This is a genomic window from Tamaricihabitans halophyticus (assembly GCF_004340875.1).
GTDB classification, from domain to species: Bacteria; Actinomycetota; Actinomycetes; order Mycobacteriales; family Pseudonocardiaceae; genus Tamaricihabitans; species Tamaricihabitans halophyticus.
In genome coordinates this window covers 254,710-277,898 of the sequence record NZ_SLXQ01000007.1, presented here as the reverse complement: position 1 = coordinate 277,898, position 23,189 = coordinate 254,710, and the positions used below count along the sequence as shown (strand labels likewise).

The window sequence follows — 23,189 nt, the reverse complement described above, 5'->3', positions numbered from 1 at the left end:
CGCTCAACGCCTTCGCGATCGCCTTCGAAGGCCGCATCACCCCAACCGGAAACTAACCAATGCCAAGCCGGATCCACCGTTCATCGGACACTCCCCAGTGTCGGTCAAGATCGTCGCGTTACTGAAGGCGAAGCCAGAGCTCTCGCGCGCGGAGTTCCTGTATTACTGGCAGCAGGAGCATCCCGCTGTGGTCTGGACGTTGCCGGGTTTGCGCGCATATCACCAGAGCCCGGCGATCGAGCACCACAAACCCTGGCCCTACGACGGTATGGCGGAACTGTGGTTCGACTCGATGGCGGATATCCGGGCCGCATATGGCTCGCCGGCGGCCGACCCGGTGCGGGAGCACGAAAAGTTATTCCTTGGCGAGGTCGACTGGTTTGTCACCACGACCACCGTGGTAGAACCGACTGAGGGGTAACGCTACGGCTACCCGGCCAGTTCCCGCAGCTTCGCAGCAGCTGTCAGGGTAGTAGTTTCCTAGCCGATCGAGGGGAGCTGACGAGTGGCACATCTTTATGTTGGCTGTGCGATGTGGACACACAAGGCATGGCAAGGCCGATTTGTGCCACAGTCGCTACCGGTCAAGGAACGCCTGCGGGCCTACGCGGGCTGGTGCAATGCGGTCGAGGGCAACACCACCTTCTACGCGACGCCCACCCGGAACACGGTCGAGACATGGGCGCAGCAGACTGACCCTGGCTTCCGGTTCGTGGTGAAACTGCCCAAGATTGTCACCCACGAGCGTCGGCTCGTCGGTGTTGAGGCCGAGATGCGCGCTTTCCTGGACGCGATCGAACCGCTCGGCGAGCGAGCGGTTCTCTGGACACAGTTGCCCAGCTCGTTCGGCCCCACGGATGTCAACGCGCTAGGCCGCTTCCTGCGCCGCCTCCCTGCCGAGCGCCGGCGCGCGGTGGAAGTGCGGCACCCGGGATTCTTCACCGATGCGGGGGCGGCGTCACTGCTGGAAGGAGCACTCGCCGACGCGGATGCCGAGTGGGTTCCCTTTGATACGACCGTGTTCTTCCAACGCGCGCCAATGAGTGAGGCCGAGCAGGACTCCTGGCACAGGAAACCACGCCTGCCCAGGCGGACGCGAGCGCTGACCAATCATCCGATCGTTCGTTACCTGGGACGCGATTCGGTGCAAGAGACGGTCGAGGGGTGGCGGCCGTGGACCGAAGTGGTCGCCAGCTGGCTGCGCGCGGGTCGCTCGCCGACGGTCTTCCTGCATACGCCCGACAACAATGAGGCCCCAGCGCTTGCCCGCCGGTTCCACGACGAGGTGCGAACACTGATGCCCGATCTCGCGGCGTTGCCCGATCCGGAGCCGGTCGAGCCGGCAACCCTGTTCTGATCCGGGTGCGTTGCTCAGAGTTGGTAACCGGCGGGTACCGCTGTCGCGATCCGATCGGCGAGGTCGATGACCGTCTCCGCCAGCTTGTGGATGCGGTCCGCCGGCATTCGGATATCCGGTCCCTGCACGGCGACCGCCAGGTGTACAGCGGCGTTCTTGGTATGGACCGGGGCAGCCACGCCGTGGACACCAGGAACCCGTTCGGCCACGTTGACGCTGTAGCCGCGTTCGCGAATCCGCGTCAACTCGCTGGCAAGCTCGCGTTTGTGCGTAATGGTCGCTCCGGTGAACCGTTCGAGCTTGTCGAGTGCGGTGACCTCGGCTTTGGGGTCGGCACTGAATGCCAGCAAGGTTTTGCCGGTGCTGGTGCAATGCAGCGGAATCCGCGTCCCGACAGGCTGCGCGAACCGAAGGGGATGCGTGGACTCGACGCGTAGCACGACCACCGCTTCGTTCCCGTCGCGGACGACCAGGTTCACGCTTTCCCCGGTCGCCTCCGAAACCTCCCGCAGTAAGGGCAGTACCAAATCAAAGCCAAGGCCGCGTTCGGCTGCCATGCCCAGCAGGAAAGCCTCCCTGCCGAGACGGTAGCGTTCGGCGGAGTTTCCGCTGACGTACCCGGCTGCGGTCAGTGCACGCAGTATGCGGTGCACCGTGCTGGTGCTCAGTCCGGCGGTGCTGGCGATCTCGCTCAGGCCAAGGTCAGGCCCCGCATCGCGCAGCGATCGGAGAATCGCCAGTGCGCGCGAGATGGTCTGGGTGCCGGCGACGCGCTCGTCCACGGCCGCGTCGACGAGGCTCTGCTCTGCGGTCATGGCTACCGAGCCTCGGCTGTTGGCAACAACTCTGGACGCCTTCGTTGCCGTGCCTGTACCGCACTCACGGTGGCGAGGCCGACGATGTCGGCTACGGAGCATCCTCGAGACAGATCGTTCAGCGGAGCAGCCAAGCCTTGCACGATCGGCCCGATCGCCGCCGCGCCACCGAACCGCTCCGTGGTCTTGTAGGCGATGTTGCCCGCGTCAAGATTAGGGAAGATCAAGACGTTGGCCTGTCCGGCGACCGAGGACCGAGGCGCCTTGCGGCGACCGACGGCCGGTACGACCGCCGCATCAAGCTGGAGCTCGCCGTCCACGGCGAGGTCGCGGACCCGCTCGCGTGCCGCCTCGGTTGCCAGACGCACCTTCGCGACGTTCGCGTGGCTGGCGCTTCCCGCTGTGCTGAACGAGAGCATCGCGACGGACGGTTCGAGCTCGGTAAGGCTGTGGAAGCTTCGGCTGGTGGCAATGGCGATATCGGCAAGTTGGTTGGCGTCCGGCTCGGGCACGACGGCACAGTCGGCGTAGGCAAACTGACTACCGTCCGGCAGCACCATGAGAAAACAGCTGCTGACGGTACCGATATCCGGGTCGAGCCCGATGACTCTGATCCCGGCCCGTAGTACATCCGCCGTCGGCCGGGCGGCACCGGCGACCGCCGCGTCGACGTCGCCAGTTCGCAGTAGCAGCGCCGCAATCCACACCGCATCGTGTGCGAGTGCTTCGAACCGTGCCGATGACGGCGGGTTCTGCCGCAACGCCTCGTTCAGTACGGCGCGGTACCGGACTCGACCGAGTGCAACCGCACACACTTCAGAAGATCTACCAAAAACTTGATCTCGAAGTGAGTTACGACGCAGAAGAGCGAGTAATAACCGCTACAATGAGACCCCTGGGTAGGGATAACAACGGTGTCCGAGGGGGGACTTGAACCCCCACGCCCTTAGTCGGGCACTAGCACCTCAAGCTAGCGCGTCTGCCATTCCGCCACTCGGACTTGCTGGCGATTAGAGTAACCGATGGCCCACACACCGCCTACAGGGCCCCCTGTCTTCCGATCGACAGTGGTAGAAAGCAGTCGTGACCGAACAGCATGAGGCGGGCCGGGCGGCCGCGCACGATCAGCCAGCGCTGACCTTGGCCCAGGACGAGGCCATCACCATGGCGAGCGATCTGATCCGGATCGACACCACCAACACGGGCAGTAACGAGACCTCCGCTGGTGAGCGGTTGGCCGCCGAGTATGTGGCCGAAAAGCTCGCCGAGGTCGGATATGAGACCACCTACCTCGAGTCCGGCGCACCCGGTCGCGGAAATGTGGTCGCCAGGCTGCCTGGTGCGGATCCATCGCGTGGCGCGCTGCTCGTGCACGGCCATCTCGACGTAGTGCCCGCCGACGCCTCGGAATGGTCCGTACACCCCTTCTCCGGCGCCGTTCAGGACGGCTACGTCTGGGGCCGCGGTGCGGTCGACATGAAGGACATGGTCGCGATGATGTTGGCCATCGCGCGCCGGTTCAAACGCGACGGCATCGTGCCACCACGCGATCTGATCTTCGCGTTCTTCGCCGACGAGGAAGCCGGCAGCTTCTTCGGCTCACACTGGCTGGTCGACAACCGGCCCGACCTTTTCGAAGGTGCCACCGAGGCAATCAGCGAGGTAGGCGGATTCTCCGTCACACTGAAGGACAACGTCCGCGCCTACGCCATCGAGACCGCGGAGAAGGGCATCGCCTGGATGAAGCTGCGTGTCCGCGGCACCGCGGGCCACGGCTCGATGATCCACCAGGACAACGCGGTTACCAAGCTCACGGCCGCCGTCTCCCGGCTCGGCCAGCATCGGTTCCCGATCGTCCTGAACGACTCGGTCCGCGAGTTTCTCGCCGGCATCTCCGAACTCACCGGCCTGGAGTTCCCCGAAGACGATCTCGACGGCTCGATCGCGAAACTGGGCGGGTTGGCCCGAATGGTCGGCGCCACCATCCGCGATACGGCCAATCCGACGATGCTCGACGCCGGCTACAAAGCCAACGTGATCCCCTCGGTCGCCGAGGCCACCGTCGACTGCCGGGTCCTGCCCGGCCGCCTGGCCGCCTTTGAACGCGAACTCGACGAACTACTCGGCCCAGATGTGGAACGCGAGTGGATCGCCAACCAACCGCCCGTAGAAACCACCTTCGACGGCGCTCTTGTCGACGCGATGTCCGCATCCCTGTTCGCCGAAGACCCCGGTTCGAAAGTGTTGCCGTACATGCTTTCCGGTGGCACCGACGCGAAAGCTCTGCAGAAGCTCGGCATCCGATGCTTCGGGTTCACCCCGCTGCAGTTACCGGCCGATCTCGATTTCTCCGCGCTGTTCCACGGCGTGGACGAACGAGTGCCGGTAGACGGCCTGCGTTTCGGGGTTCGGGTACTCGATCGTTTCCTGCGCAACAGCTAGCTCGCCGCCGCGAGCAGTGCTTCCGCGGCATCGGTCCGGGAATAGAACACCCGCCGCCCGGCCCGATAGCCGTGGATCAAGCCGGCCTGCCGTAGCGCACCGAGATGCTGGGATACCGCCCCAGCGGTCAGCCCGACGCGTTCGGCGAGTTCGCGTGTAGCCACCGGCTTATCCAGTTCCGCAAGTAGCCTCGCGCGCGAACCGCCCAATACGGCGGCCAATCCGTCGGGAACGACGACCTTGTCGGACTCCCACAAGGTCGCGATACCCCGCGGTGGATACCGCAAGGTCGGCTGGACGCCAGCCTCGGCGATGGAGAATACCCGCGGCCACGAGAACACCGACGGCACGAGCAACAAGCCTCGCCCATTCAGCGATCGGCTGCCGGATACGTGGCGGTGCGCCACCGAAAGCACATCGTCGTCCCAACCAACCGCCGCGTTGAGGTCATTGAGCAGACCCTGAATACCCGAAGTAGCAAGGCTATGCGCGCGACGATGCACCTCCGACTCGAGCAAGGTTCGCATGCGCGGCCAATACGGCCGCACCGCGATCGTCCAATACCTTGCGATCGTCTCGGTGAGCAGCGCCAAACCCGCCCGCGGATCCTCCCGGAGGAACGCCAACTTGTCGACATGGGCGCGCACCGGCAGCTCGTCCAGCTCCGCTCGTACCCGGTCAAGCTCAGTCCCGCCTACGGTAGCGAGCTCGATATCGATGTCCGGCACCGGTGAACTCGGCGGGGGACAGATGAACCCCGGAATCACTGGGCCGGACACCGGAACCAACGCGGACAGCAGAGTCCAGTCCAGTCCTGCTGCTCGTAGCCGCGGACCGACCGCGGCGGCCCACGGCTGGTTAACCGAGTGCTGGCTCGGGGCCTGCAGAACCCGAACGCTGGCAATGGTCTCCCACAGCGGAGAAAGCGCGAACCGGGTATGCGCTATGTCCTCGACCGTGAATCGCAACTCCAACACGAGTACCCCGCTCGCCAGCCTGCGTCGATTTAGCTCCGGCTAAATTGATTATCGCCGATCGCCGGATGAGACACGGTGGGGCCATGCATATCGAACCAATGGCACGACCGGCACGGACTCATCTCATCGGCGGCGAGCTCAATGTCAACCGCCTCGGGTTCGGCGCCATGCGGCTGACCGGCTGGCGCCGACCAGCCGACCCAGCTCCCTCGATCGCTGTCGCACGCCGGGCCGTCGAACTCGGGGTCAACTTCATCGACACGGCGGACTCCTATGCGCTGGGCGCCAACGAGGAACTCCTCGCGGAGGCGCTGTACCCCTACCCGGCCGACCTGGTGATCGCCACGAAAGCGGGCCAGTCGCGCCCGAGCGAACCCGAATGGCGCCCGCTTGGACGACCCGAGTACCTGAAGCAACAGGCCGAACTGAGCCTACGGCGGCTGCGCGTCGAGCGCATCGATCTCTTCCAGCTGCACCGGATCGATCCGCTCGTCCCGCTGGCCGACCAGCTGGGCGCGCTGGCGGAACTGCGGGATGCCGGCAAGATCCGGCATATCGGGCTTTCCGAGGTGTCCCTGGCGCAGCTAGATGAGGCGCGAACAATAGTCGAGATCGCCAGTGTGCAGAACCTGTACAACGTGTCGGACCGCCGACACGAGGAGGTGCTCGACCGCTGCGCCGAGACTGGAATTGCCTTTGTTCCGTGGCTACCCATCGCGCGCGGCGAGCATGCCCGGGATACCGGACCGCTCGGCGAGGTAGCCAGCGAGCTCGGCGTTACTCCCGCGCGTGTAGCCCTTGCCTGGCTGCTGTATCGCTCGCCAGTGATGGTGCCTATTCCCGGCACCTCGTCAGCCGCCCATCTGGAGGACAACGTGGCCGCCGCGGAGCTCGAACTGACGGCGGCTCAGTATGCGCGGTTGGCTTGAGGGGTTGGTCAGGTGATGGGCCCGGGGAGTAGCCCGGCGAAACTGCGTCGTCGGCGCATCCATACTTTCCGCGTGCCGTCGGCATACAGCCGAACGTTGGATAACTCCCAGCCGGCGAATTCCGCGTGGATGGACAACTGCGTGGTCGCGGTGAGCCTCGATACGCCTGGCGGCAAGCGCATCGGGCGATACTCCCACGGCCCGTCGACCACTGATCCTTCCGCGGCTGCATCCATCACGGTCGCATCACCTGCAATCCATCGCCGGTCGCTGACGCCACGAACACACGGCCTGTGTGACTGTCCACCGTAACGCTATTTGGCTGCCGTACCGAGGAGAACCGATACCGCTCTTCGGGTTCACCTCCCGCCACATCGAATCCGACCACCTCATTGCGGGCAGTGAGTGTCACCCAGGCCAGGTCACGCTTCTCGTCGTAGGCAATGCCGTAGGGCGCGCCGGGGACTGGGAACTGTTGGCGTACCAGCAGCGGGTCCGTGGACAGCGCGAGCAGCGCATCTCCCCGGGTGTCGGTGACCAACAATCGCTCGTAGGAGTCAACGACGGCCGCACCGGCACCGAACCCGACCCGCTGGCCGCTGCCGATATCGCCCTCGTCCTGTTTCACCTCGAATACCGCGGTCCGCTTGCGGTCCAGCACGTATGCCCGGTCAGCCACGGTCAGGACCTGATCCGCCCCGTAGAGTTCACCGCTGGTTGTCTTACCGGGGCGACCGTTGTCGACCATCCGCACGCCCTTGCTTTCGCGGAGCCCGACAAGCATTCGGTCGCCGCGTTCGGCGGCCGACACGGGCGCGCCGGCCACGTCAATCGGCGTAGTCGACCCTGTGGGCAGGGATACCCGCACGACTTGGTTTCGCGCGCCGATCGAGGCCAGTACGACTCCATCGGCATCGGAACGGTTCAATGAATCCGGCGGCCCGGGCAGCTTCACCGTACGCGGCCGCGCCTCCGGTTCGTCCATCGCGTACAGCCGCAGCTCAGGGGTATCAGCGAAGACGACCACGATGGTCCTTGTGGACGGGTCGGCAACCATGGCCGAGACGTCCTCGGCGAGTGGGTGTACCGTGCCGTCCGGCTCGGCTTGCGCTGGCGCTGCCGCGGGCTTGGCGGCAACCGGGTTTTCCACGGCCTGCAGACTGTCGTTCGGCTCGTCGCCGGAGGCGCAGGCCGTCGCCGTGCCCAGCATGACCAGCACGCATAGCGCGAGAGTGACGCGCCCGCGCCGCATCGGTTGCTTTCTGGTGAGCCGATTTCTAGCCAAGTCGCGTCTCCGGGTAGCCGAATTCGATATCGCTGACGTCATCGAGTGCCGCTCGAATCGCCGGCGGCAACGTGAGTTCCTCCGCGGCAAGGCAACCGGTCAGCTGACCGGTATCCCGGGCGCCAAGCACTGGCGCCACCACGCCAGGTCGGTCTCGTACCCAAGCGAGCGCTACGGCGAGGGGAGAGGTGCCCAAGCCGTCCGCGGCGGTGACCACGGCTTGCACGATTCGGGCGGCCCGTTCGGTGCGGTGATGCTCCACATAGGGCGCGAGCCGGTTCGAGGCGCCACGAGAATCGGCCGGGGTGCCAGAGCGGTACTTCCCGGTCAGTACGCCTCGACCAAGCGGAGCCCAGGGCAAGATCCCGACGCCGTGTTGCTGGGCGGCTGGCAGCAATTCGCGTTCGATACCCCGCTCAAGCAGTGAGTACTCCATCTGGGCACTGACCAACCTGGCGGGCAGATGCTGCAAACTCGCCGCGGTCGCCAACTGCCAACCGGCGTAGTTCGACACACCCACGTACCGCACCCTGCCGCTGTGCACGGCCATATCGAGCGCGCTCATCGTCTCCTCGATGGGCACCGCGGGATCCCAGGCGTGCACCTGCCAGAGATCGATGTGGTCCACGCCGAGTCGGCGCAGTGAATCGTCCAACGCGGCGAGAAGCGCGCCCCTGGATGCGCCCCCGCCGAACGGACCTTCACCGGCCCGCGCCGCCGACTTGGTGGCGATCAACACCTGGGAGCGCGGCACCAGGTCACCAACCAAGGAACCAAGCAGCCGCTCGCACTCACCCTCGGCGTAGACGTTGGCCGTGTCGACGAGCGTGCCGCCCGCGTCCACGAAGGCAACCAGCTGGCTCGCCGCCTCATCGGCGTCCGTCTCAATACCCCAACTCATGGTGCCGAGGGCCATCCGGGAGACCCGCAGACCGCTGTCGCCAAGCCGTCGCTGTTCCACGAACCAGAGCCTACGGGGAGCCCACACACCCGCCCGGTAGGGTCTGCCCACGTGCGGGGGTATTACCACGAACGGCTGGACTTGGGCGGGGGAGCGTAGTTGACCTGGTTGGAAACGCTCGTGCTAGGGCTGGTCCAGGGCCTGACCGAGTTCCTGCCGATCTCCTCATCGGCACATGTCCGAATTGTCTCGGAGCTGTTCTTCGGTGGGGATGCGGGCGCCTCGTACACCGCGGTCATCCAGCTAGGCACCGAACTCGCCGTGTTGCTCTACTTCATGAAAGACATCGTGCGGCTGCTCCGCATCTGGTTCCGCGGCCTGGTCAGTGCCGAGGCACGGCAGGATCCCGATTACAAGCTGGCCTGGTACATCATCATCGGCTCACTGCCGATCGCCGTACTCGGCTACCTCTTCCAGGACGCCATCCGGACCTCGCTGCGCAACCTCTGGATCACCGCGACGGTGCTGATCGTCTTCGCGCTGCTACTCATGGTCGCCGACCGGCTGGGCCGACAGGAGCGCGACAACCTGACCCTGCGGGACAGTCTTGCGATGGGGTTCGCCCAGTGCCTGGCGTTGATCCCAGGTGTGTCACGTTCCGGTGGGACGCTCACCGCCGGACTTGCCGTCGGCCTACGTCGCCCGCAAGCCACTCGGTACACCTTCCTGCTCGCGATTCCCGCGGTGTTCGGCGCCGGAGTCTTCAGCATCTTTGACCTGTTCTCGGCCGAACACGTCGGCAAGGAAGCCTCCATCGCGCAGACGATCGTCGGCACCGGAATGGCGTTCGCCGTCGGGTATGCCTCGATCGCATGGTTGATGAAGTACGTCACGACACACAGTTACGCCTTGTTCGTGTGGTATCGCCTGGTGATCGGCGGTGCCGTGATGTTGCTGCTCACCACAGGCACGCTCACTCCGACCTGACCGGCCGAGAGCCCACCCCACTCAATCGCGCAGGGCCACACATTAGGGTGGAATGCGTGAGCACGGTCATCCTGCTTCGGCACGCGCGGTCCAGCGCCAATGGCTCTGGAGTGCTCGCGGGCCGGACACCGAAGGTCGGCTTGGACGAAACCGGCGCGGAGCAAGCGGCGGGCCTACCCGCACGGCTCGCCGGAATCCCACTGCTCGACGCCGTGTGCTCACCGCTGTTGCGGTGTCGGCAAACCGTCGCGCCCCTGCTTACCGAGCGCGGCCTGCGGACGACTACGGATCGGCGGCTCGCCGAGGTGGACTATGGCGAGTGGACCGGGCGAGCGATCAAGGACCTGGTCCGCGAACCACTCTGGCGGGTCGTGCAGCAACATCCCTCGGCGGCGGTCTTCCCCGGTGGTGAGGGCTTGGCCCAGGTTCAGGCGCGCGCGGTAGGCGCCGTCCGCCAGCACAACACGCGGATCAGCCAGGAGCACGGCGAATCCGGCGTCTGGTTGCTGTGCAGCCACGGCGATGTGATCAAAGCGATCCTTGCCGACGCGCTCGGCCTCCATCTGGACGCGTTCCAGCGAATCATGGTCGATCCATGCTCAATCTCGGTGGTCCACTACACCGAAACGAGGCCATTTGTCGCACGAATCAACGACACCGGCGGTGACCTCAGTGGACTGATTCCACCGAAACCGAAACGCGGCAAACGCAAACGCAAGTCCACGGCAGAGTCATCGGACGCGGTCATCGGTGGCTCCACTGGGCGTGCCCGCTGAGTCCGCGCCGTCGTCGGTGTCGGCATCGTCTTCGGTGACGCCGAGCGCCCGCGCGAGACCATGCACACTCGAATCCAGGCGAGCGAGATCGTCGAGCACCGCGAGCGCGGTCGGGTCATCTTCCGTTCCTTGCCCAGTGCTTTCCGGTCGAGCAACCGGCTGATGCGCTGGTCGCTCGGAGAGTTCGCCGAGCACATGATCGAGGCCATCCAACACCTGGTGCGCGGCCACCGGCAGCCGCTCATCGCCGGAAAGTAGGCCCGGCTCCGCGCGGACAGCCACATCCCGGGCGTAAAAGGCACAGGTCTCCAGCGCGGCCTGGATATACCAGCCATACTGGCGCTGACCTCGGTAAAGGTTGAACGGATGAGTCAGCGGTTCCACCAGGCCGCGCAGCTTGCCTACTTCCCGGTCCACCGTGCGGGCCTGCTCGATCAGGCTCAGATTTTCCTTACCAGACAACAGATCCTGCGCCTGACTCACGAAGGTCCGCAGTTCCTCCAAAATGGTCAGAACCTGGTCACGAGTGGCCTGCCGAGTCCGGATCGGCACGATCACGAACGCGGCCAGTATGCCCGCGAGTACACCCACCACGGTCTCGGCCAAACGCAAGAGGAGCACATCGAAGCTGAACGTGCCGAGCAGGCTGTAGAGCAGGCCGAGCATGGTGGTCATAAAGAACGTCATGAGTCCTTGGGACACGCGCATGACGTAGACGAAACCGAAGACACAGACGCCAATCAGCGCGACCGCCGCCGGCGTGCTTCCCGCAACGAGGCTTGCCGCGCCGAGCCCTCCGAGAATTCCCCACACCGTTCCGGTAAGCCGGCGGAAACCCTTGACGAACATGGTTCCCCTGCTGCTGGTGCCCAGGAAGACGACGAACACCGTGATTACCGCCCAGTACCACCGCTGGGTGGAGACCAGCTCGCCGCCGACGATCGCCAGCGCCCCGGCGACAAGTGCCTGCAAAGCTTGCCGAGTGGTCTCGTCCAGCCACTCACTCTTGCGTTCCGGATCGGATTCCTCGGCAGCGGACAAGGGGATATCGACCGGCGGTCGCTCATCGAGCTCACGCTGCACCAGCCGCTGCGCGTCGGCATCCGCAAGCGCCAGTTGCGCGATCGCTCGCCGAACTGGCCACGAGCTCGAACCAGCTCGCCCTGGCTGATCGGCAAGCATATCGGCGAATTCGGTAGTATGGCTGATCACCGGCAACTCGGCGGGATCGCGTTCGATCAGCCGGTGCAGCCGATCCAGCCGGATGACCAGATCCGCACGGTCTGCCTCGGCGAGCTCGGTCGTATCGATCTGGGTAGCCGCGCGCACCAGACGTTCCGCGGCCAGCTCAACCTCGACCACTCGCCGCCGCAGCATGATCTCGGTGTCCGGATCGACCTCCTCGCCCAACACCTCTTCGATCATCAACGCGCATTCGTGCAGCCGGGTGATCCGCCGCTGTAGCTGACGACGCCGGCGCGGCGTATCACGCGCGGCAAGGGCCCTGCCGAGCGCATCCACGAGTCCGGCAAGCCTGGCCCGAAAGCCACGGCGGACTCGGAGCAGTTCCGCTTCCGGCCGGCGAGGCAGGATGACGAAGCGCATCAGCGCGTTGGCGGCAAGACCAACAGCCATCGCACCGATGATCGGGCCGGTGTGCGCCAGCTCGAACTGAAGGAAGTTCGCGAAGAAGAACAGAAAGAAGGCCACCGCGCCGAGCGCGCTACCACGTGGCCCGAAGCGCTGCGCAAGCACGGCGAGAAAGATCACCACGCAGAACGTGGCCTCGGCGACAAACGGATAGCCGACGATAAGCGTGGCCAGTACCACGATCACGCTGGCGACCAGCAAGATCAGCACCAGCGTCAATGCCTGCGCGCGGTTGCCTTCGTCGCGCACCAGGAAGGTTGCCTGCAGGCCGATCATCGAGCCGACGATGATCGCGGGCAAGGGAAGCCCGAGTAGGCCAAGCACGGTAATCACCAACGCGAGGTTGCCGACCGCGATGCCGGCCATCCGCAGCCTGGTCAATCCAGGATCGGAAGCAATCAGCCGATCCTGCAGCGTCGTCCACCTACCCGCGAGGCGCATCAGCCGCTGAGGAACCGGTCAAGTACCCGAACCCCGAATCGCAGCCCCGCTACCGGAACCCGCTCATCGACCCCGTGGGCGAGCTCCCGGTACGGAAAGCCCTCGGGCAGCCACAGCGGCGAGAAGCCGAAGCAGTCGATGCCGAGCTGGGAGAAGGCCTTGGCATCGGTACCGCCGCCAAGGCAATACGGCACGACAACGGCAGCGCTGTCCTCAGCCCGGATCGCCTCAGCCATCGCATCTACCCACGGGGAGTCGACGGTTGCCTGCACCGGTGGCGAATGACTGACGAACTCCCGGCTCACCCCTGGTCCGAGCAACTCATCCACCGCGCGGAGCAGTTCGTCCTCGGTACCCGGCAGCACTCGGGTGTCGACCTGGGCTTGCGCGACAGCCGGCACCACGTTCACCTTGTAGCCCGCGGAAAGCATGGTTGGCGTGGTGCTGTTCCTTACCGTGCTCTCCACCAAACCGGCGGCCGGTCCGAGTGCTTCGAGTAGCGCCGACACGCCTGCCTCACTTGAGGTGTCCACGGGCACCCCGAGTTCCGTGCCAACCCGCTCGAAAAAGACCCGCACACTTGGGGTGATCCGCAATGGCCACTGCTGCTCGGACAGTCTGGCCAGCGCACGCACCAGTGTGGTGACGGCGTTATCGGCGTTCACCCGCGAGCCGTGTCCGGCACGGCCGCGCGCGGTCAGCCGCAAATGGGCGGTACCCCGTTCGGCCGTGCCAACCGGATAAACCCGCAGGGCGTCCCCGTCCGGACGAGGTACCCGATAGGTATAGCCACCGGATTCACTGATCGCCGCGACACAGCCGTCGAACAGCTCTGGATGCTCGTCGACCAGCCAGTGCGCGCCGTCAACACCGCGATCCTCTTCGTCGGCGACGAAGGCGAACACGATGTCCCGGCGGGGACGCACCCCGTCCCGGGCCCACCTGGCGAGCACGGTCAGCACGATGGCACAGAAATCCTTCATGTCCACCGCGCCGCGACCCCATACGCACTCGTCCTGGACCGCACCGGAAAACGGCGGGACGCGCCAGTCCGCCGGATCGGCGGGCACCACATCCAGGTGGCCCTGCACCAGCAGCGCGCCGAGGCTCGGATCCGTACCCGTGAGCCGGGCGACCACATTTGTTCGCCCGGCGGTCCGTTCCAGCAGTTTGGGTTCCAGGCCGGCTGCGGTGAGCCGATCCGCTACGTACTCGGCGGCCGCACGTTCGCCCTCCGCGTCCCCGCCGCCGCGGTTCGTGGTGTCAAACTTGATCAACTCGGCACACAGGCCGACGACCTCGTCGTCGCGCGGATCCTGCCGGTTGGCTTCAGCCATACTTCCCCTCGATCGCGCCCGAGGCGATCGCCGTGACCACCTTGAACGCCTTCATCGCTGCCGTCATGGTCGGGGCGTCGAACCCGACCGTTCGTACGCCGGTCAGTTCTACCGTAGGCACCACCGCGGCCGCCTGGGCGAGATGGCTCGCATCAAACTCGATATCAATGTGATGCGCGCTGACGACTGGAGACAGAGACCCTGCACCGTCCATCGCTCGCGTGGCAGCCGCGGTGATCTCCTGATACGCCACCGCGGGCGGCGTGCAGATCGCCGCGTATCTCGACACGCTTTCCTTGACCACCACCTGCTCGGCCCTGGGTGCGTAATCAGCGGCATCGGCGCAGGTCTCGTCGTCGCCGGTAACCACGAGGACGGGAACACCGTATTCCGCGGCGAGCGCGGCGTTGAGCCGGCCCTCGCTAGCCGGTGTGCCGTCCAGCCACACCCCGGTGATCGAATTTTCCAGGTAGGTGTGCGCGAGCACGCCGTCACAGCCGGCGCCAGCGTGGTAGCCGAGAAACACCACGCCATCCACCCCGGAGTCGATGCCCTGCATCATCGCCAGTGGCTTGTGCTTGCCGGTAAGCATGCGTGCCCGCGTGTCCAGTTCCTCCAACAGCAAGTTGCGCTGGGCGGAATGTGCCTCGTTGACGAGGATGCCGGTCGCGCCACCGTCGGCGAGCCCTGCGACGCAGGCGTTCACATCGCCGGTGAACAGCTTTCGAAATCGTTCAAATGGCCCAGTCCCGGGTACCACGTCATCAGTCCAGGTGACTCCGGTTGCGCCTTCCATATCCGCAGAGATCATGATCCGCATGCCAGAAACGTTACGGGTTGGCATGAACTCTCGGTACTCGTTGACTTTTGTTGCCCGAAGGTGGTTACTTCTTGGCTCTCAGGTGAACGAGAAGGGGTACGGTCATGCGCTTAGGCAACCCGCGCGTTGCGCGATCAGTTCGCTCCCTGGTGACGGTGAGCTTGGTCGGCGGACTCGTGTCGGTGGCGGCCGCGCCGGCGGCGCTGGCCCAGGAACAGGACGAGAAGGTCACCCTGCGGGTCGCGTTGACCCAGGAGATCGACCACCTGAACCCGTTCATGGCTATCTTGCAGTCCAGCACCGGTATCGGCCGGGTCGCGTTTGACTACCTGACCAGGTACAGCGCCAAGGACCAGGAGCCCATCGAGGGCCTGGCCACCGACTGGAAAACCTCGGACGACAATCTGACCTGGACCTTCCAGATCCGCGATAACGCCAAATGGTCGGACGGCGAGAAGCTGACCGCCGAGGACATCGCGTACACGTACAACCTGATCATGGAAGACGAGACCGCCGCGACCGCGAACGGCAGTTTCGTGTCCAGTTTCGAGGAGGTCACCGCCCCGAACGACACGACACTGGTGATCAAGACTCGCACACCGCAGGCGACGATGCTCGCCCTGGACATTCCGATCGTGCCGGAACACGTCTGGTCGAAACTGGACAAGGTGGACGATCCCAAGATGGACCAGCCACCGATCGTCAGCAGTGGCCCGTTCACGATCACCGAATTCCGGCCGAAGGAGTTCGTCCGGCTCGAGGCGAACAAGGACTACTGGGACGGCGCCCCGGAGATCGACGGCCTCGACTTCGTCTTCTACGACAACGCCGACGGCGCGGTGAGTGCCTTGCAGAACGGGGAAGTGGATCTGGTAAATCGACTCACCCCAGCCCAGTACGAAACCTTGGAAGGCGAAGACAATATCGCCGTGAACAAGGCACAGGGACGTCGATTCAACGAGTTGCTGATGAATCCCGGTGCCGCGACCAAGGACGGTGAGCCGATCGGCGACGGCCATCCGGCGCTGCGGGACGTGCGGGTTCGGCAGGCCATCGCCAAGGCGATCGACCCACAAGCCCTGGCAGAGCGTGTGATGAGCGGCTACGCCGAGCCCGGGTCGAGCGTCATCCCGCCAGTTTTCGAGGACTACTACTGGGAGCCAACCGAAGACCAGCGCTGGAAGTTCGACCCGGCCCAGGCGAACAGGGAACTGGACGCCGCCGGCTACGAGCGTGGCCCGGACGGCATCCGACAGATGCCGAATGGCACCCCACTCGAGTTCCGCCTCCTCGGGCACAAGGGGCGGGCGTTCGATGAGCAGAGCGCCAGCTTCATCGTCGAATGGTTGAAGAAGATCGGCATCAAGGTCACCCAGGAGATCGTCCAGGACGATCAGGTCAACGAGATGAGTAGCGCCGGTGAGTTCGACCTGATGTTCAGCGGCTGGGGCGTCAACCCTGATCCCGACTACATCCTCGGCCTGCACCGCTGCTCCGCTCGACCGAACGCGGCAGGACACGGCGGCACCACGGACTCCTTCTTCTGCGATCAGGAGTACGACCGGCTCTACGCGCGGCAACTCGCCGAACAGGACGAGACCAAGCGCCAGGAGATCGTGAAGCAGATGCAGGAACGGCTCTACGAGCAGGCCCCGATGGTCGTACTCGACTACGACAACGCGCTCGAGGCTTACCGCTCGGACAAGTTCGCCGATTTCAACGTTCAACCGCAGCCAACCGGCGTCATCATGGAGCAGAACGGGAACTGGGGTTACTACCAGGCGAAACCGGGTGACGGAGGCGCCGAGGGCGGTATGCCGACCGGCGCCTGGATCGCCATCGGTGCGGTGGCGATCGTCGCCGTCGCTGGTGGTGGCATAGCGCTGCGTAAGCGTGGCAAGTCCGTCGACGACCGCGAATGAACGGGAGTGCACTGATCCGGTGTCGGAAGTATTGACGGGCGCCGAGCGAAAGCTCGACGCCGACGACGGCGGCGGGGGAGCGCGTGGTGCGGGGCTGGTCCGATTCCTGCTCGGCAAGCTCGGCGGCGCCCTGCTCAGCCTCGCGATGGTGGTGGTACTCGGGTTTCTGCTGTTCCGGATGATCCCTGGCGACCCAGTAGTCACGATGACGAAGGGACGCCCGGTCAGCGCGGAGCAGCTGGCCGAGCTCCGGGAACGCCTCGGCGTGGACAAACCGATGTGGCAGCAGTTCATCGACTACATCCTCGGCCTGTTCCGTGGCGATCTGGGCACGTCGTACATCTTTCAGCGCCCCGTCGCCGACCTGATTCTGGAACGCCTGTGGCCTACTCTGCTGCTGGTGGGTGTTGCCACGGCGCTGGCGATCATGCTTGGCCTGTGGTTCGGGATCCGGGCGGCGTGGCGTCGGGGCAGTGGATTCGACAAGCTGTCCACAGGCACGGCCTTGACGCTCTGGTCGATGCCACAGTTCTGGATGGGCTTGCTACTGCTGATCGCGTTCTCCGGCGCGTTCCCGAGTGGCGGGATGCGTTATCCAGACACCCCACCGGATTTCCTGTCCCAGTCCCTCGATGTGGCCTATCACCTCGTACTCCCGTGTCTAACGCTGACGGCGGCGCTCTACGCGCAGTACCTACTGGTCATGCGGTCCTCGCTGCTCGAGGAAATGAACTCGGAGTACCTCACTACGGCACGCGCCAAGGGGCTGCGCGACGATTTGGTGCGACGCAGGCACGCCGTGCCGAACGCGCTGCTGCCAACCGTGACGCTGGTGTTCCTACAGTTCGGCATGGTGCTCAACGGCGCCGTCGCGGTGGAAACCGTGTTCTCCTGGCCAGGCCTCGGACTCCTCACCTACGAGGCGTTGTCCGGACCGGACCTACCGGTATTGCAGAGCACGTTTCTCGTACTGGCCGCCGCGGTCATTTTCATGAACGTGCTGGCCGAACTGCTCTACCGGATCCTCGACCCACGGGTGCGTGCGACGTGATCGGTGAAACCAGGTACGCGCACATGACACGCCGACGGCACACGCCATGGCCAAGCCACGCTCTGGAGGTGGCCCGATGACGGCGGGGGAGACCAAGCCCGCGGAAAGCGCCCGGTCAATCGCCTGGGCTCGGCGACGGCAGGCCGCGGGACGCGTGTGGCGCGAGTTCGCCACCGACCGGGGCGGTCTGATCGGGCTCATCGTGCTGGCGATCATCGTGCTGCTCGCGGTACTCGCGCCAGTGCTGACCAACGAGGCGGACCTGAATGTCACCACGACCGAGCTGCCACCAAGGGACCCGCCCAGCGCGGATGCCTGGCTCGGTACCGATCGCAATGGCGTATCGGTACTGCTGTTGATCTGGTGGGGCGCCAGGGTCTCGCTGCTGATCGGGTTTTCCGCGGCCCTGCTTTCAGTCTTCATCGGTACCGCGGTGGGGATTCTCGCGGCACATTTCGGGGGATGGCCCTCCACGATTCTGATGCGGCTGACCGACTTCTTCCTGGTGCTGCCCACGCTCGTGCTGGCTATCGCGCTCGCCGCGGTGCTGCCCCGCGGGCTCGGCACGATCGTGCTCGCGATCGGGGTGGCTTCCTGGCCAACGACCGCGCGATTGGTGCGCGCACAGACCCTCACGATCGAGGCACGCCCGTATATCGAGCGCTCCAGGGCACTCGGCGCCGGTCATGCGCACCTGATCGGCAAACATGTGCTGCCTGCCGTGCTGCCACTGGTGTTCGCCAACACCACCCTGGTGGTCGCGAACTCGATCATCGCCGAGTCCACATTGTCCTTCCTGGGCGTTGGCGATCCTTCCCGGCCGTCCTGGGGCGGCATCCTGCAAGCGGCGTTCAGCAGCGGCGCGGCCACGCAGGGAGCATGGTGGTATCTGCTGCCGCCCGGCATCGGCATTGTGATCGTGGTGTTGTGCTTCACGCTCTGCGGTAGGGCACTGGAGACCGTGCTCAACCCGAGATTGCGAGGGCAGGGGTGACCGAAGTGGCCGAGCGGCAGGACGAACCCACCGAGGCGAGCAGTTCACCTGTCTTACTCGAACTGCGCGACCTGAGCGTGCGGTATCTGGCTGCCCGCGAGGAACTGCCCGCGGTGCGAGGTGTGAACCTCCGTCTGGGTGCTGGCGAGACGCTTGGCCTCGCTGGCGAATCGGGCTGCGGCAAATCGACGCTGGCGATGTCCGTGCTCCGGCTGTTGCCCCGGACCGCGACGATCAGCGGTGAGGTATTGCTGGACGGCGAGGACGTCAACACCATGCGTTGGGGACGGCTGCGCACGGTGCGCTGGGCAAGTGCCTCGGTGGTCTTCCAGGGCGCCATGCACGCGCTCAATCCGGTGCGCAAGATCTATGACCAGATCGCTGAGCCCATCCAGCTCCACCACGGCTCGCAGGTTGACCAGACCGAACTGCGCCGTCGCGTACTCGAGCTCATTGACCAGGTCGAACTGCCGGCAAGTAAGGCCGAGGCATATCCGCACGAGCTTTCCGGTGGTCAGAAGCAGCGCGTGATGATCGCGATGGCCCTCGCCTGTGAGCCACGCCTGGTGATCGCCGATGAACCAACCACGGCGCTGGACGTGATCGTGCAGGCACAGGTGCTCGCCCTGATGTCTCGGCTGGTCGCCGAACGAGGAATCGGGCTGATCATGATCAGCCACGATCTGTCCGTACTTGCCGCTACCTGCGCCAATATCGCGGTGATGTATCGCGGCGAGATGGTCGAGTTCGGACCATCCGCGCGGTTGCTCGAACAACCCGAGCACGAGCACAGTCAGGCGCTCGCGGCGGCGTTTCCCACCATCGGTGATCCCGCCGCCCGGTTCAAACCGGCAACCTCGACCCCGCTTCCGGAACCCGAACCGGACCGTTGCGTTGGCGAGCCGGTCCTGCGCACCGAGAACCTTCGGGTCGACTTTCGGGACCGCGGCGGCGCGACGGTGCGAGCAGTACGTGACGTCGATCTCGCGGTGGCCGAGAACGAGATCGTCGCCCTGGTTGGCCAGTCCGGTTCTGGCAAGACGACCCTCGCCAGGACGCTGCTCGGTTTACAGCAGCCAGACAGTGGACGGGTCTACTTCCGGGATACCGAGATTCCCTCGTCCGCTCGCGGGCTGCGGGGATACCGCAGGCAGGTGCAGCTGATCCTGCAGGACCCGGCGAGTGCGCTCAACCCGCGGCACAGCGCATACGAAGCCGTCGCGGAAGGACTGCGGATTCACGGGCTGACCGACGACGAACCCGGCCGGGTGGCACGGGCGCTCGAAGCCGCGGAGCTGCGACCAGCCGAACGGTTCATGTCCGCGCTGCCGCACGAGCTCTCCGGCGGTCAGAAGCAGCGCGTGGTGATCGCCGGCGCTCTGGCGCTCGACCCCACGGTCGTGGTGGCCGATGAACCGGTGGCTTCGCTGGATGCCTCGGTGCGCGGCGAGATCCTTGCGCTGCTGTTGCGGCTGCGCATCGAGCTGGGACTTTCCGCGCTGGTCATCACACACGACCTCGGCCTGGCGTGGAACATCGCGGACCGCGTCGCGGTGATGTATCAGGGCGAGCTGGTCGAGGTGGGCACCGTCGAGGAAGTGCTACTCAATCCACAGCACGAATACACCAGATCACTGCTCGCCGCGGTGCCAGGGGGGACCTACCGGTCGGGGCCGAATGGGGAGTGTGCACACTGAGCACGGGCCGACCGGCACTGGCACGGTAGGCCAGTCCAGCACTTTCGGGGCAAAACCGACTGTCGCTGGATGGCAATGATCGACGACTGTGTAACCTCAACACTCCCATGGCAACCACCACTGACCAGGCGCCGAACGTGGATCGACCCGAAGGCCGCGACGCCGGCTCAGCCGCAGATGACCAAGCTGACCCGGCTGCTGGCCCGTTTCCGTGGCGTACCGTCCTGCTCGGCACGATCGGCGCGATCTTGCTTGCCGCTTCGGCCACCGGCGCTGGCGGCGTACTGATCAGGGATCCCGTACTCGGTCATGGTCCGTTGTCCTGGGTGCGGTACGGACACGGTCGCGGAATGGTGACCGTGCTGTTGTACGTCGGCTTCGCGCTGACCGTGTGGGCGTGGGTTCGGCTGGGCCGCCACGTACTTGCCAAACGGGTCGGCACCAAGCCCGTGCTGGTGGCGGCGGCGTGCTGGATGGCGCCGCTGCTCATCTCACCGCCGCTGTTCACCCGCGATGTGTTTTCGTATATCGCGCAGGGGATGCAGACGCTGCAAGGCCAGGACCCGTACGGCATCGGGCCGATCATCCTGGATATGCCGATCATCGTGCAGAACGTGCATCCGGTGTGGCAGACCACGCCCGCGCCCTATGGCCCGGGTTTCCTACTGCTCGCGCAGGGCATCGTGGCGATCGCCGGCAGCAACATGATCCTCGGCGTCATCCTGATGCGGCTATCCATCATGACTGGCCTCGGGTTGGTCCTATGGGCGCTTCCTGGATTGTGTCGGCATCTGGGCGGCCGGCTGCCGGTCACCATGTGGTTGGCGATCGCCAGCCCGCTCACCGTGGTGCATCTGGTCGGTGGGCCACATAACGACATCCTGATGATCGGGTTCCTGTTAGCCGGGATCTTGATGATGCTGGAGCGAAAACACCTGCTCGGCATCGTGTTCGTGACCCTCGCGATGACCGTGAAGGCAACCGCGGGACTCGCCCTGCCCTTCATGGTGTGGATCTGGGCCAAGCACCTGCCGTACGACTCGGCGATCAAGCGATTCCTGCGGGCGGGTTTCAGCGCCACCGCCATCTTCGCCGTCGTGTTCACGGCAGTCACCTTCATTACCTTTGGGCGCTTCAATATCGGCTGGCTCGAAGGACTCGAAGCGCCACAGATCATCGCCAACTGGATGAATATCCCGACCGGGATCGGCGAACTGCTCCACAAGATCATCGGCTGGCCGTTCATCATCGCCGGGGTGCCGTTCTTCGATCACTCGACCGGCATGGTGGCCATCACCAGGGCAATAGCCATGGGCGTGCTGGCGGTCGTTTACGTACGGCAGTGGTGGCTCGCGCGGCACGGCGGCCTGGACGCGGTGCGCCGCACCGCGCTGATCCTGCTCACCGCCGCGATCTTGATGCCACCGACGCTTCCGTGGTACTTGACCTGGGGATTCACCCTGTTCGCCGCGATGGCGTGGCAGCACAGGTACCTGGCGATCGTTGTTGGACTGTCGGTGTTCCTCGTCGTCGCCTACGACCCGACCGGCGAAGAGCAGATGTACAACTGGCCGTTCATGGCGGTCACCGCGTTCCTGGCATGGCTTGCTGGCCGATCGCTGCTCACGCCCGATCCACTTGGCCTGTTCCGCCGCAAGGACCCGACGACCGAACCACAAGAGGGCCCCAAGACCAGTCATCCACGCCTGGTGCTGCCCGACAAGGAGTGACCGCACCGCTGAGGCCGCGCGTGTGATCGAAACGCAGCTGCTCGACCCGGACGATTGGCGGCTGTGGCGCCAGTTGCGCCACGCGGCCCTTCGTGAAGCACCCTCGGCTTTCGGCTCGACATACGGCGAATGGAGCGGCGCGGGGGACACCGAGGAACGATGGCGTGCCCGCCTCTCCCAGGTTCCACTGAATATCGTCCTCCGGTTGGACGGTGCGCCCGTGGGCATGGTGAGCGGCTTGGTGCGGGTCGATGACGTCGTCGAACTGACGTCCATGTGGGTCGCGCCGGCCGGGCGCGGTAAGGGTATCGGCGACACTGCCGTGCGGGCCGTTGTCGACTGGGCGGGGGAGCGGGACGTCATTCTGTCGGTCAAGACAGGCAACGAACCAGCGATCCGCCTTTACCGGCGAAACGGGTTCGTCGACGTCGGCCCATCACCCGAGGACAGCGGAGAGCGCCTGATGCGCCGTCGGCGGGCATCGACACGTCGTCCCTGACGGTCCCGACGCACAGGGATCAAACCGGTCTGGCGCCGGTCGACCGGACCGCATTCGTCCGGCGAAAGTCTCACCCAACTGGCCTACCCCGCAGTAGGTATGGCCGGTCCACCAGACGTCAGTGACACCCGTTAACTCGACCAGGTGAGATCGAAGATCTCACGTTGTGTCACGACTGATGGATCGCCGAAATGCTCGACCCTACCCCGATCGTCCGATCAAGATCAGAAAGCCCAGGACTCGGATCGCGGCGCTAGCTACCCTGAGTGGTATATGCAAGATGCAGCTACCCGGTGTAAAACCCGAAAGAGTTACATGTATAGGCTAGATCGGTTCGGCAGGATTCGACGAATGGTTCAAGGTGCCCGGTTTGACGTTTTGACATCGCCCGGCGACGGTGAAAAAGTCTCACTTGCTTTCGAAAGCAAGTTTTACTGCCGATATATTCAATGAAGGAGCATTTTTCCAATGCAGTTCGTTTCGACGATCCTGCCGCAGGGCGGCGACATCATCACCAACGTGCTCGCCGGTCTGCTGCAGACGCTCGGGTGGCTCGTCTGAGCCCTTCGTCGGACTATG

21 protein-coding genes and 1 tRNA gene are annotated in these 23,189 nt (G+C 65.1%); 12 read left to right on the top strand and 10 right to left on the bottom strand.

Translation table 11 applies throughout. From position 1 onward, the window contains the following. Positions 1-421: EthD family reductase (locus EV191_RS17865; protein WP_207894564.1), on the top strand; the 421-nt coding region annotated here is incomplete at its 5' end. Between the two features lie 111 nt (positions 422-532). Next, positions 533-1,357, top strand: coding sequence for a DUF72 domain-containing protein (locus tag EV191_RS17860; RefSeq protein ID WP_132878242.1), 825 nt, complete (start codon positions 533-535; stop codon positions 1,355-1,357). Positions 1,358-1,371: 14 nt separating this feature from the next. On the opposite strand, the gene EV191_RS17855 is transcribed toward EV191_RS17860, so the two are convergent. The 3 genes from EV191_RS17855 to EV191_RS17845 all read right to left on the bottom strand — a co-directional run bounded on the left by EV191_RS17855 (position 1,372) and on the right by EV191_RS17845 (position 3,172). Next, entirely contained in the window at positions 1,372-2,172 is an 801-nt protein-coding gene (locus EV191_RS17855) for an IclR family transcriptional regulator (RefSeq protein ID WP_132878213.1), read from the bottom strand. A gap of 2 nt (positions 2,173-2,174) precedes the next feature. Continuing rightward, on the bottom strand, positions 2,175-2,987 hold the full coding sequence (locus EV191_RS17850; RefSeq protein ID WP_243659031.1) for a phosphate acyltransferase: 813 nt from the start codon (positions 2,985-2,987) through the stop codon (positions 2,175-2,177). Between the two features lie 100 nt (positions 2,988-3,087). Continuing rightward, positions 3,088-3,172: transfer RNA gene (locus EV191_RS17845), tRNA-Leu, on the bottom strand. Between the two features lie 83 nt (positions 3,173-3,255). On the opposite strand from EV191_RS17845, the gene EV191_RS17840 reads away from it, so the two are divergent. Continuing rightward, complete coding sequence (locus EV191_RS17840) at positions 3,256-4,614, top strand: M20/M25/M40 family metallo-hydrolase (RefSeq protein ID WP_279388441.1); 1,359 nt, start codon at positions 3,256-3,258, stop codon at positions 4,612-4,614. On the opposite strand, the gene EV191_RS17835 is transcribed toward EV191_RS17840, so the two are convergent. Beyond that, positions 4,611-5,591 (bottom strand): ArsR/SmtB family transcription factor, encoded by a 981-nt coding sequence (locus EV191_RS17835; protein ID WP_132878211.1) that lies wholly within the window; start codon positions 5,589-5,591, stop codon positions 4,611-4,613. The two genes, EV191_RS17840 and EV191_RS17835, sit on opposite strands and share 4 nt — an antisense overlap. Before the next feature lie 83 nt (positions 5,592-5,674). On the opposite strand from EV191_RS17835, the gene EV191_RS17830 reads away from it, so the two are divergent. Beyond that, positions 5,675-6,520, top strand: coding sequence for an aldo/keto reductase (locus tag EV191_RS17830; RefSeq protein ID WP_243659030.1), 846 nt, complete (start codon positions 5,675-5,677; stop codon positions 6,518-6,520). Between the two features lie 8 nt (positions 6,521-6,528). Here EV191_RS17830 and EV191_RS17825 read toward each other — a convergent pair whose 3' ends face one another. From EV191_RS17825 to EV191_RS17815, 3 genes are read right to left on the bottom strand one after another with little or no spacing between them, the layout of a single operon-like run. After that, positions 6,529-6,756, bottom strand: a complete 228-nt coding sequence (locus EV191_RS17825; RefSeq protein WP_132878239.1) for a DUF5703 family protein — start codon at positions 6,754-6,756, stop codon at positions 6,529-6,531. Then, entirely contained in the window at positions 6,756-7,772 is a 1,017-nt protein-coding gene (locus EV191_RS17820; RefSeq protein WP_132878210.1) for a YncE family protein, read from the bottom strand. Before EV191_RS17820 ends, EV191_RS17825 begins: the two co-directional genes overlap by 1 nt. A 25-nt stretch (positions 7,773-7,797) precedes the next feature. After that, positions 7,798-8,766 (bottom strand): aldo/keto reductase, encoded by a 969-nt coding sequence (locus tag EV191_RS17815; RefSeq protein ID WP_132878209.1) that lies wholly within the window; start codon positions 8,764-8,766, stop codon positions 7,798-7,800. Positions 8,767-8,865: 99 nt separating this feature from the next. Here EV191_RS17815 and EV191_RS17810 point away from each other — a divergent pair, with 99 nt between their 5' ends. Both EV191_RS17810 and EV191_RS17805 read left to right on the top strand, forming a co-directional pair. Further along, the gene (locus tag EV191_RS17810) at positions 8,866-9,693 is read left to right on the top strand and encodes an undecaprenyl-diphosphate phosphatase (protein ID WP_132878208.1); all 828 of its coding nucleotides are present in this window, start codon (positions 8,866-8,868) and stop codon (positions 9,691-9,693) included. A gap of 56 nt (positions 9,694-9,749) precedes the next feature. Beyond that, on the top strand, positions 9,750-10,469 hold the full coding sequence (locus EV191_RS17805) for a histidine phosphatase family protein (RefSeq protein ID WP_132878207.1): 720 nt from the start codon (positions 9,750-9,752) through the stop codon (positions 10,467-10,469). Here the strand turns inward: EV191_RS17805 and EV191_RS17800 are convergent. Genes EV191_RS17800 through EV191_RS17790 form a run of 3 tightly spaced genes read right to left on the bottom strand, consistent with a single transcriptional unit; the run spans position 10,425 to position 14,717 of the window. Further along, positions 10,425-12,560, bottom strand: a complete 2,136-nt coding sequence (locus tag EV191_RS17800; RefSeq protein ID WP_132878206.1) for an FUSC family protein — start codon at positions 12,558-12,560, stop codon at positions 10,425-10,427. The two genes, EV191_RS17805 and EV191_RS17800, sit on opposite strands and share 45 nt — an antisense overlap. Continuing rightward, a complete protein-coding gene (locus tag EV191_RS17795; protein WP_132878205.1) occupies positions 12,560-13,897 on the bottom strand; it encodes a M20/M25/M40 family metallo-hydrolase in 1,338 nt (445 codons plus the stop codon). The genes EV191_RS17800 and EV191_RS17795 overlap by 1 nt, the downstream gene beginning before the upstream one ends. Further along, positions 13,890-14,717: a M55 family metallopeptidase gene (locus tag EV191_RS17790; RefSeq protein WP_207894562.1), complete on the bottom strand. Its 828-nt coding sequence runs from the start codon at positions 14,715-14,717 to the stop codon at positions 13,890-13,892. Before EV191_RS17790 ends, EV191_RS17795 begins: the two co-directional genes overlap by 8 nt. Before the next feature lie 155 nt (positions 14,718-14,872). Between EV191_RS17790 and EV191_RS17785 the strand changes: the two genes are divergently transcribed. The 6 genes from EV191_RS17785 to EV191_RS17760 all read left to right on the top strand — a co-directional run bounded on the left by EV191_RS17785 (position 14,873) and on the right by EV191_RS17760 (position 22,610). Beyond that, positions 14,873-16,639 carry an ABC transporter substrate-binding protein gene (locus EV191_RS17785; protein ID WP_243659029.1) on the top strand — a complete coding sequence of 589 codons (1,767 nt, stop codon included), beginning with the start codon at positions 14,873-14,875 and terminating at the stop codon, positions 16,637-16,639. Positions 16,640-16,670: 31 nt separating this feature from the next. Further along, positions 16,671-17,690: an ABC transporter permease gene (locus EV191_RS17780; protein ID WP_424565480.1), complete on the top strand. Its 1,020-nt coding sequence runs from the start codon at positions 16,671-16,673 to the stop codon at positions 17,688-17,690. Positions 17,691-17,766: 76 nt separating this feature from the next. Further along, positions 17,767-18,684 carry an ABC transporter permease gene (locus EV191_RS17775; RefSeq protein ID WP_132878203.1) on the top strand — a complete coding sequence of 306 codons (918 nt, stop codon included), beginning with the start codon at positions 17,767-17,769 and terminating at the stop codon, positions 18,682-18,684. A 5-nt stretch (positions 18,685-18,689) separates the two neighbouring features. Continuing rightward, positions 18,690-20,381 (top strand): ATP-binding cassette domain-containing protein, encoded by a 1,692-nt coding sequence (locus tag EV191_RS17770; protein ID WP_132878202.1) that lies wholly within the window; start codon positions 18,690-18,692, stop codon positions 20,379-20,381. Positions 20,382-20,488: 107 nt separating this feature from the next. Then, the gene (gene mptB, locus EV191_RS17765) at positions 20,489-22,111 is read left to right on the top strand and encodes a polyprenol phosphomannose-dependent alpha 1,6 mannosyltransferase MptB (protein ID WP_132878201.1); all 1,623 of its coding nucleotides are present in this window, start codon (positions 20,489-20,491) and stop codon (positions 22,109-22,111) included. Between the two features lie 22 nt (positions 22,112-22,133). Continuing rightward, positions 22,134-22,610, top strand: a complete 477-nt coding sequence (locus tag EV191_RS17760) for a GNAT family N-acetyltransferase (RefSeq protein WP_132878200.1) — start codon at positions 22,134-22,136, stop codon at positions 22,608-22,610. The last annotated feature ends 579 nt before the right edge of the window (positions 22,611-23,189 follow it).

Coding starts and splice junctions, on each gene's coding strand:
- EV191_RS17775 (WP_132878203.1), top strand. CDS start 17,767: ATGACGGCGGGGGAGACCAAGCCCGCGGAAAGCGCCCGGTCAATCGCC.
- EV191_RS17800 (WP_132878206.1), bottom strand. CDS start 12,560: ATGCGCCTCGCGGGTAGGTGGACGACGCTGCAGGATCGGCTGATTGCT.
- EV191_RS17795 (WP_132878205.1), bottom strand. CDS start 13,897: ATGGCTGAAGCCAACCGGCAGGATCCGCGCGACGACGAGGTCGTCGGC.
- mptB (WP_132878201.1), top strand. CDS start 20,489: ATGGCAACCACCACTGACCAGGCGCCGAACGTGGATCGACCCGAAGGC.
- EV191_RS17830 (WP_243659030.1), top strand. CDS start 5,675: ATGCATATCGAACCAATGGCACGACCGGCACGGACTCATCTCATCGGC.
- EV191_RS17790 (WP_207894562.1), bottom strand. CDS start 14,717: ATGCGGATCATGATCTCTGCGGATATGGAAGGCGCAACCGGAGTCACC.
- EV191_RS17860 (WP_132878242.1), top strand. CDS start 533: ATGTGGACACACAAGGCATGGCAAGGCCGATTTGTGCCACAGTCGCTA.
- EV191_RS17855 (WP_132878213.1), bottom strand. CDS start 2,172: ATGACCGCAGAGCAGAGCCTCGTCGACGCGGCCGTGGACGAGCGCGTC.
- EV191_RS17820 (WP_132878210.1), bottom strand. CDS start 7,772: ATGCGGCGCGGGCGCGTCACTCTCGCGCTATGCGTGCTGGTCATGCTG.
- EV191_RS17825 (WP_132878239.1), bottom strand. CDS start 6,756: ATGGATGCAGCCGCGGAAGGATCAGTGGTCGACGGGCCGTGGGAGTAT.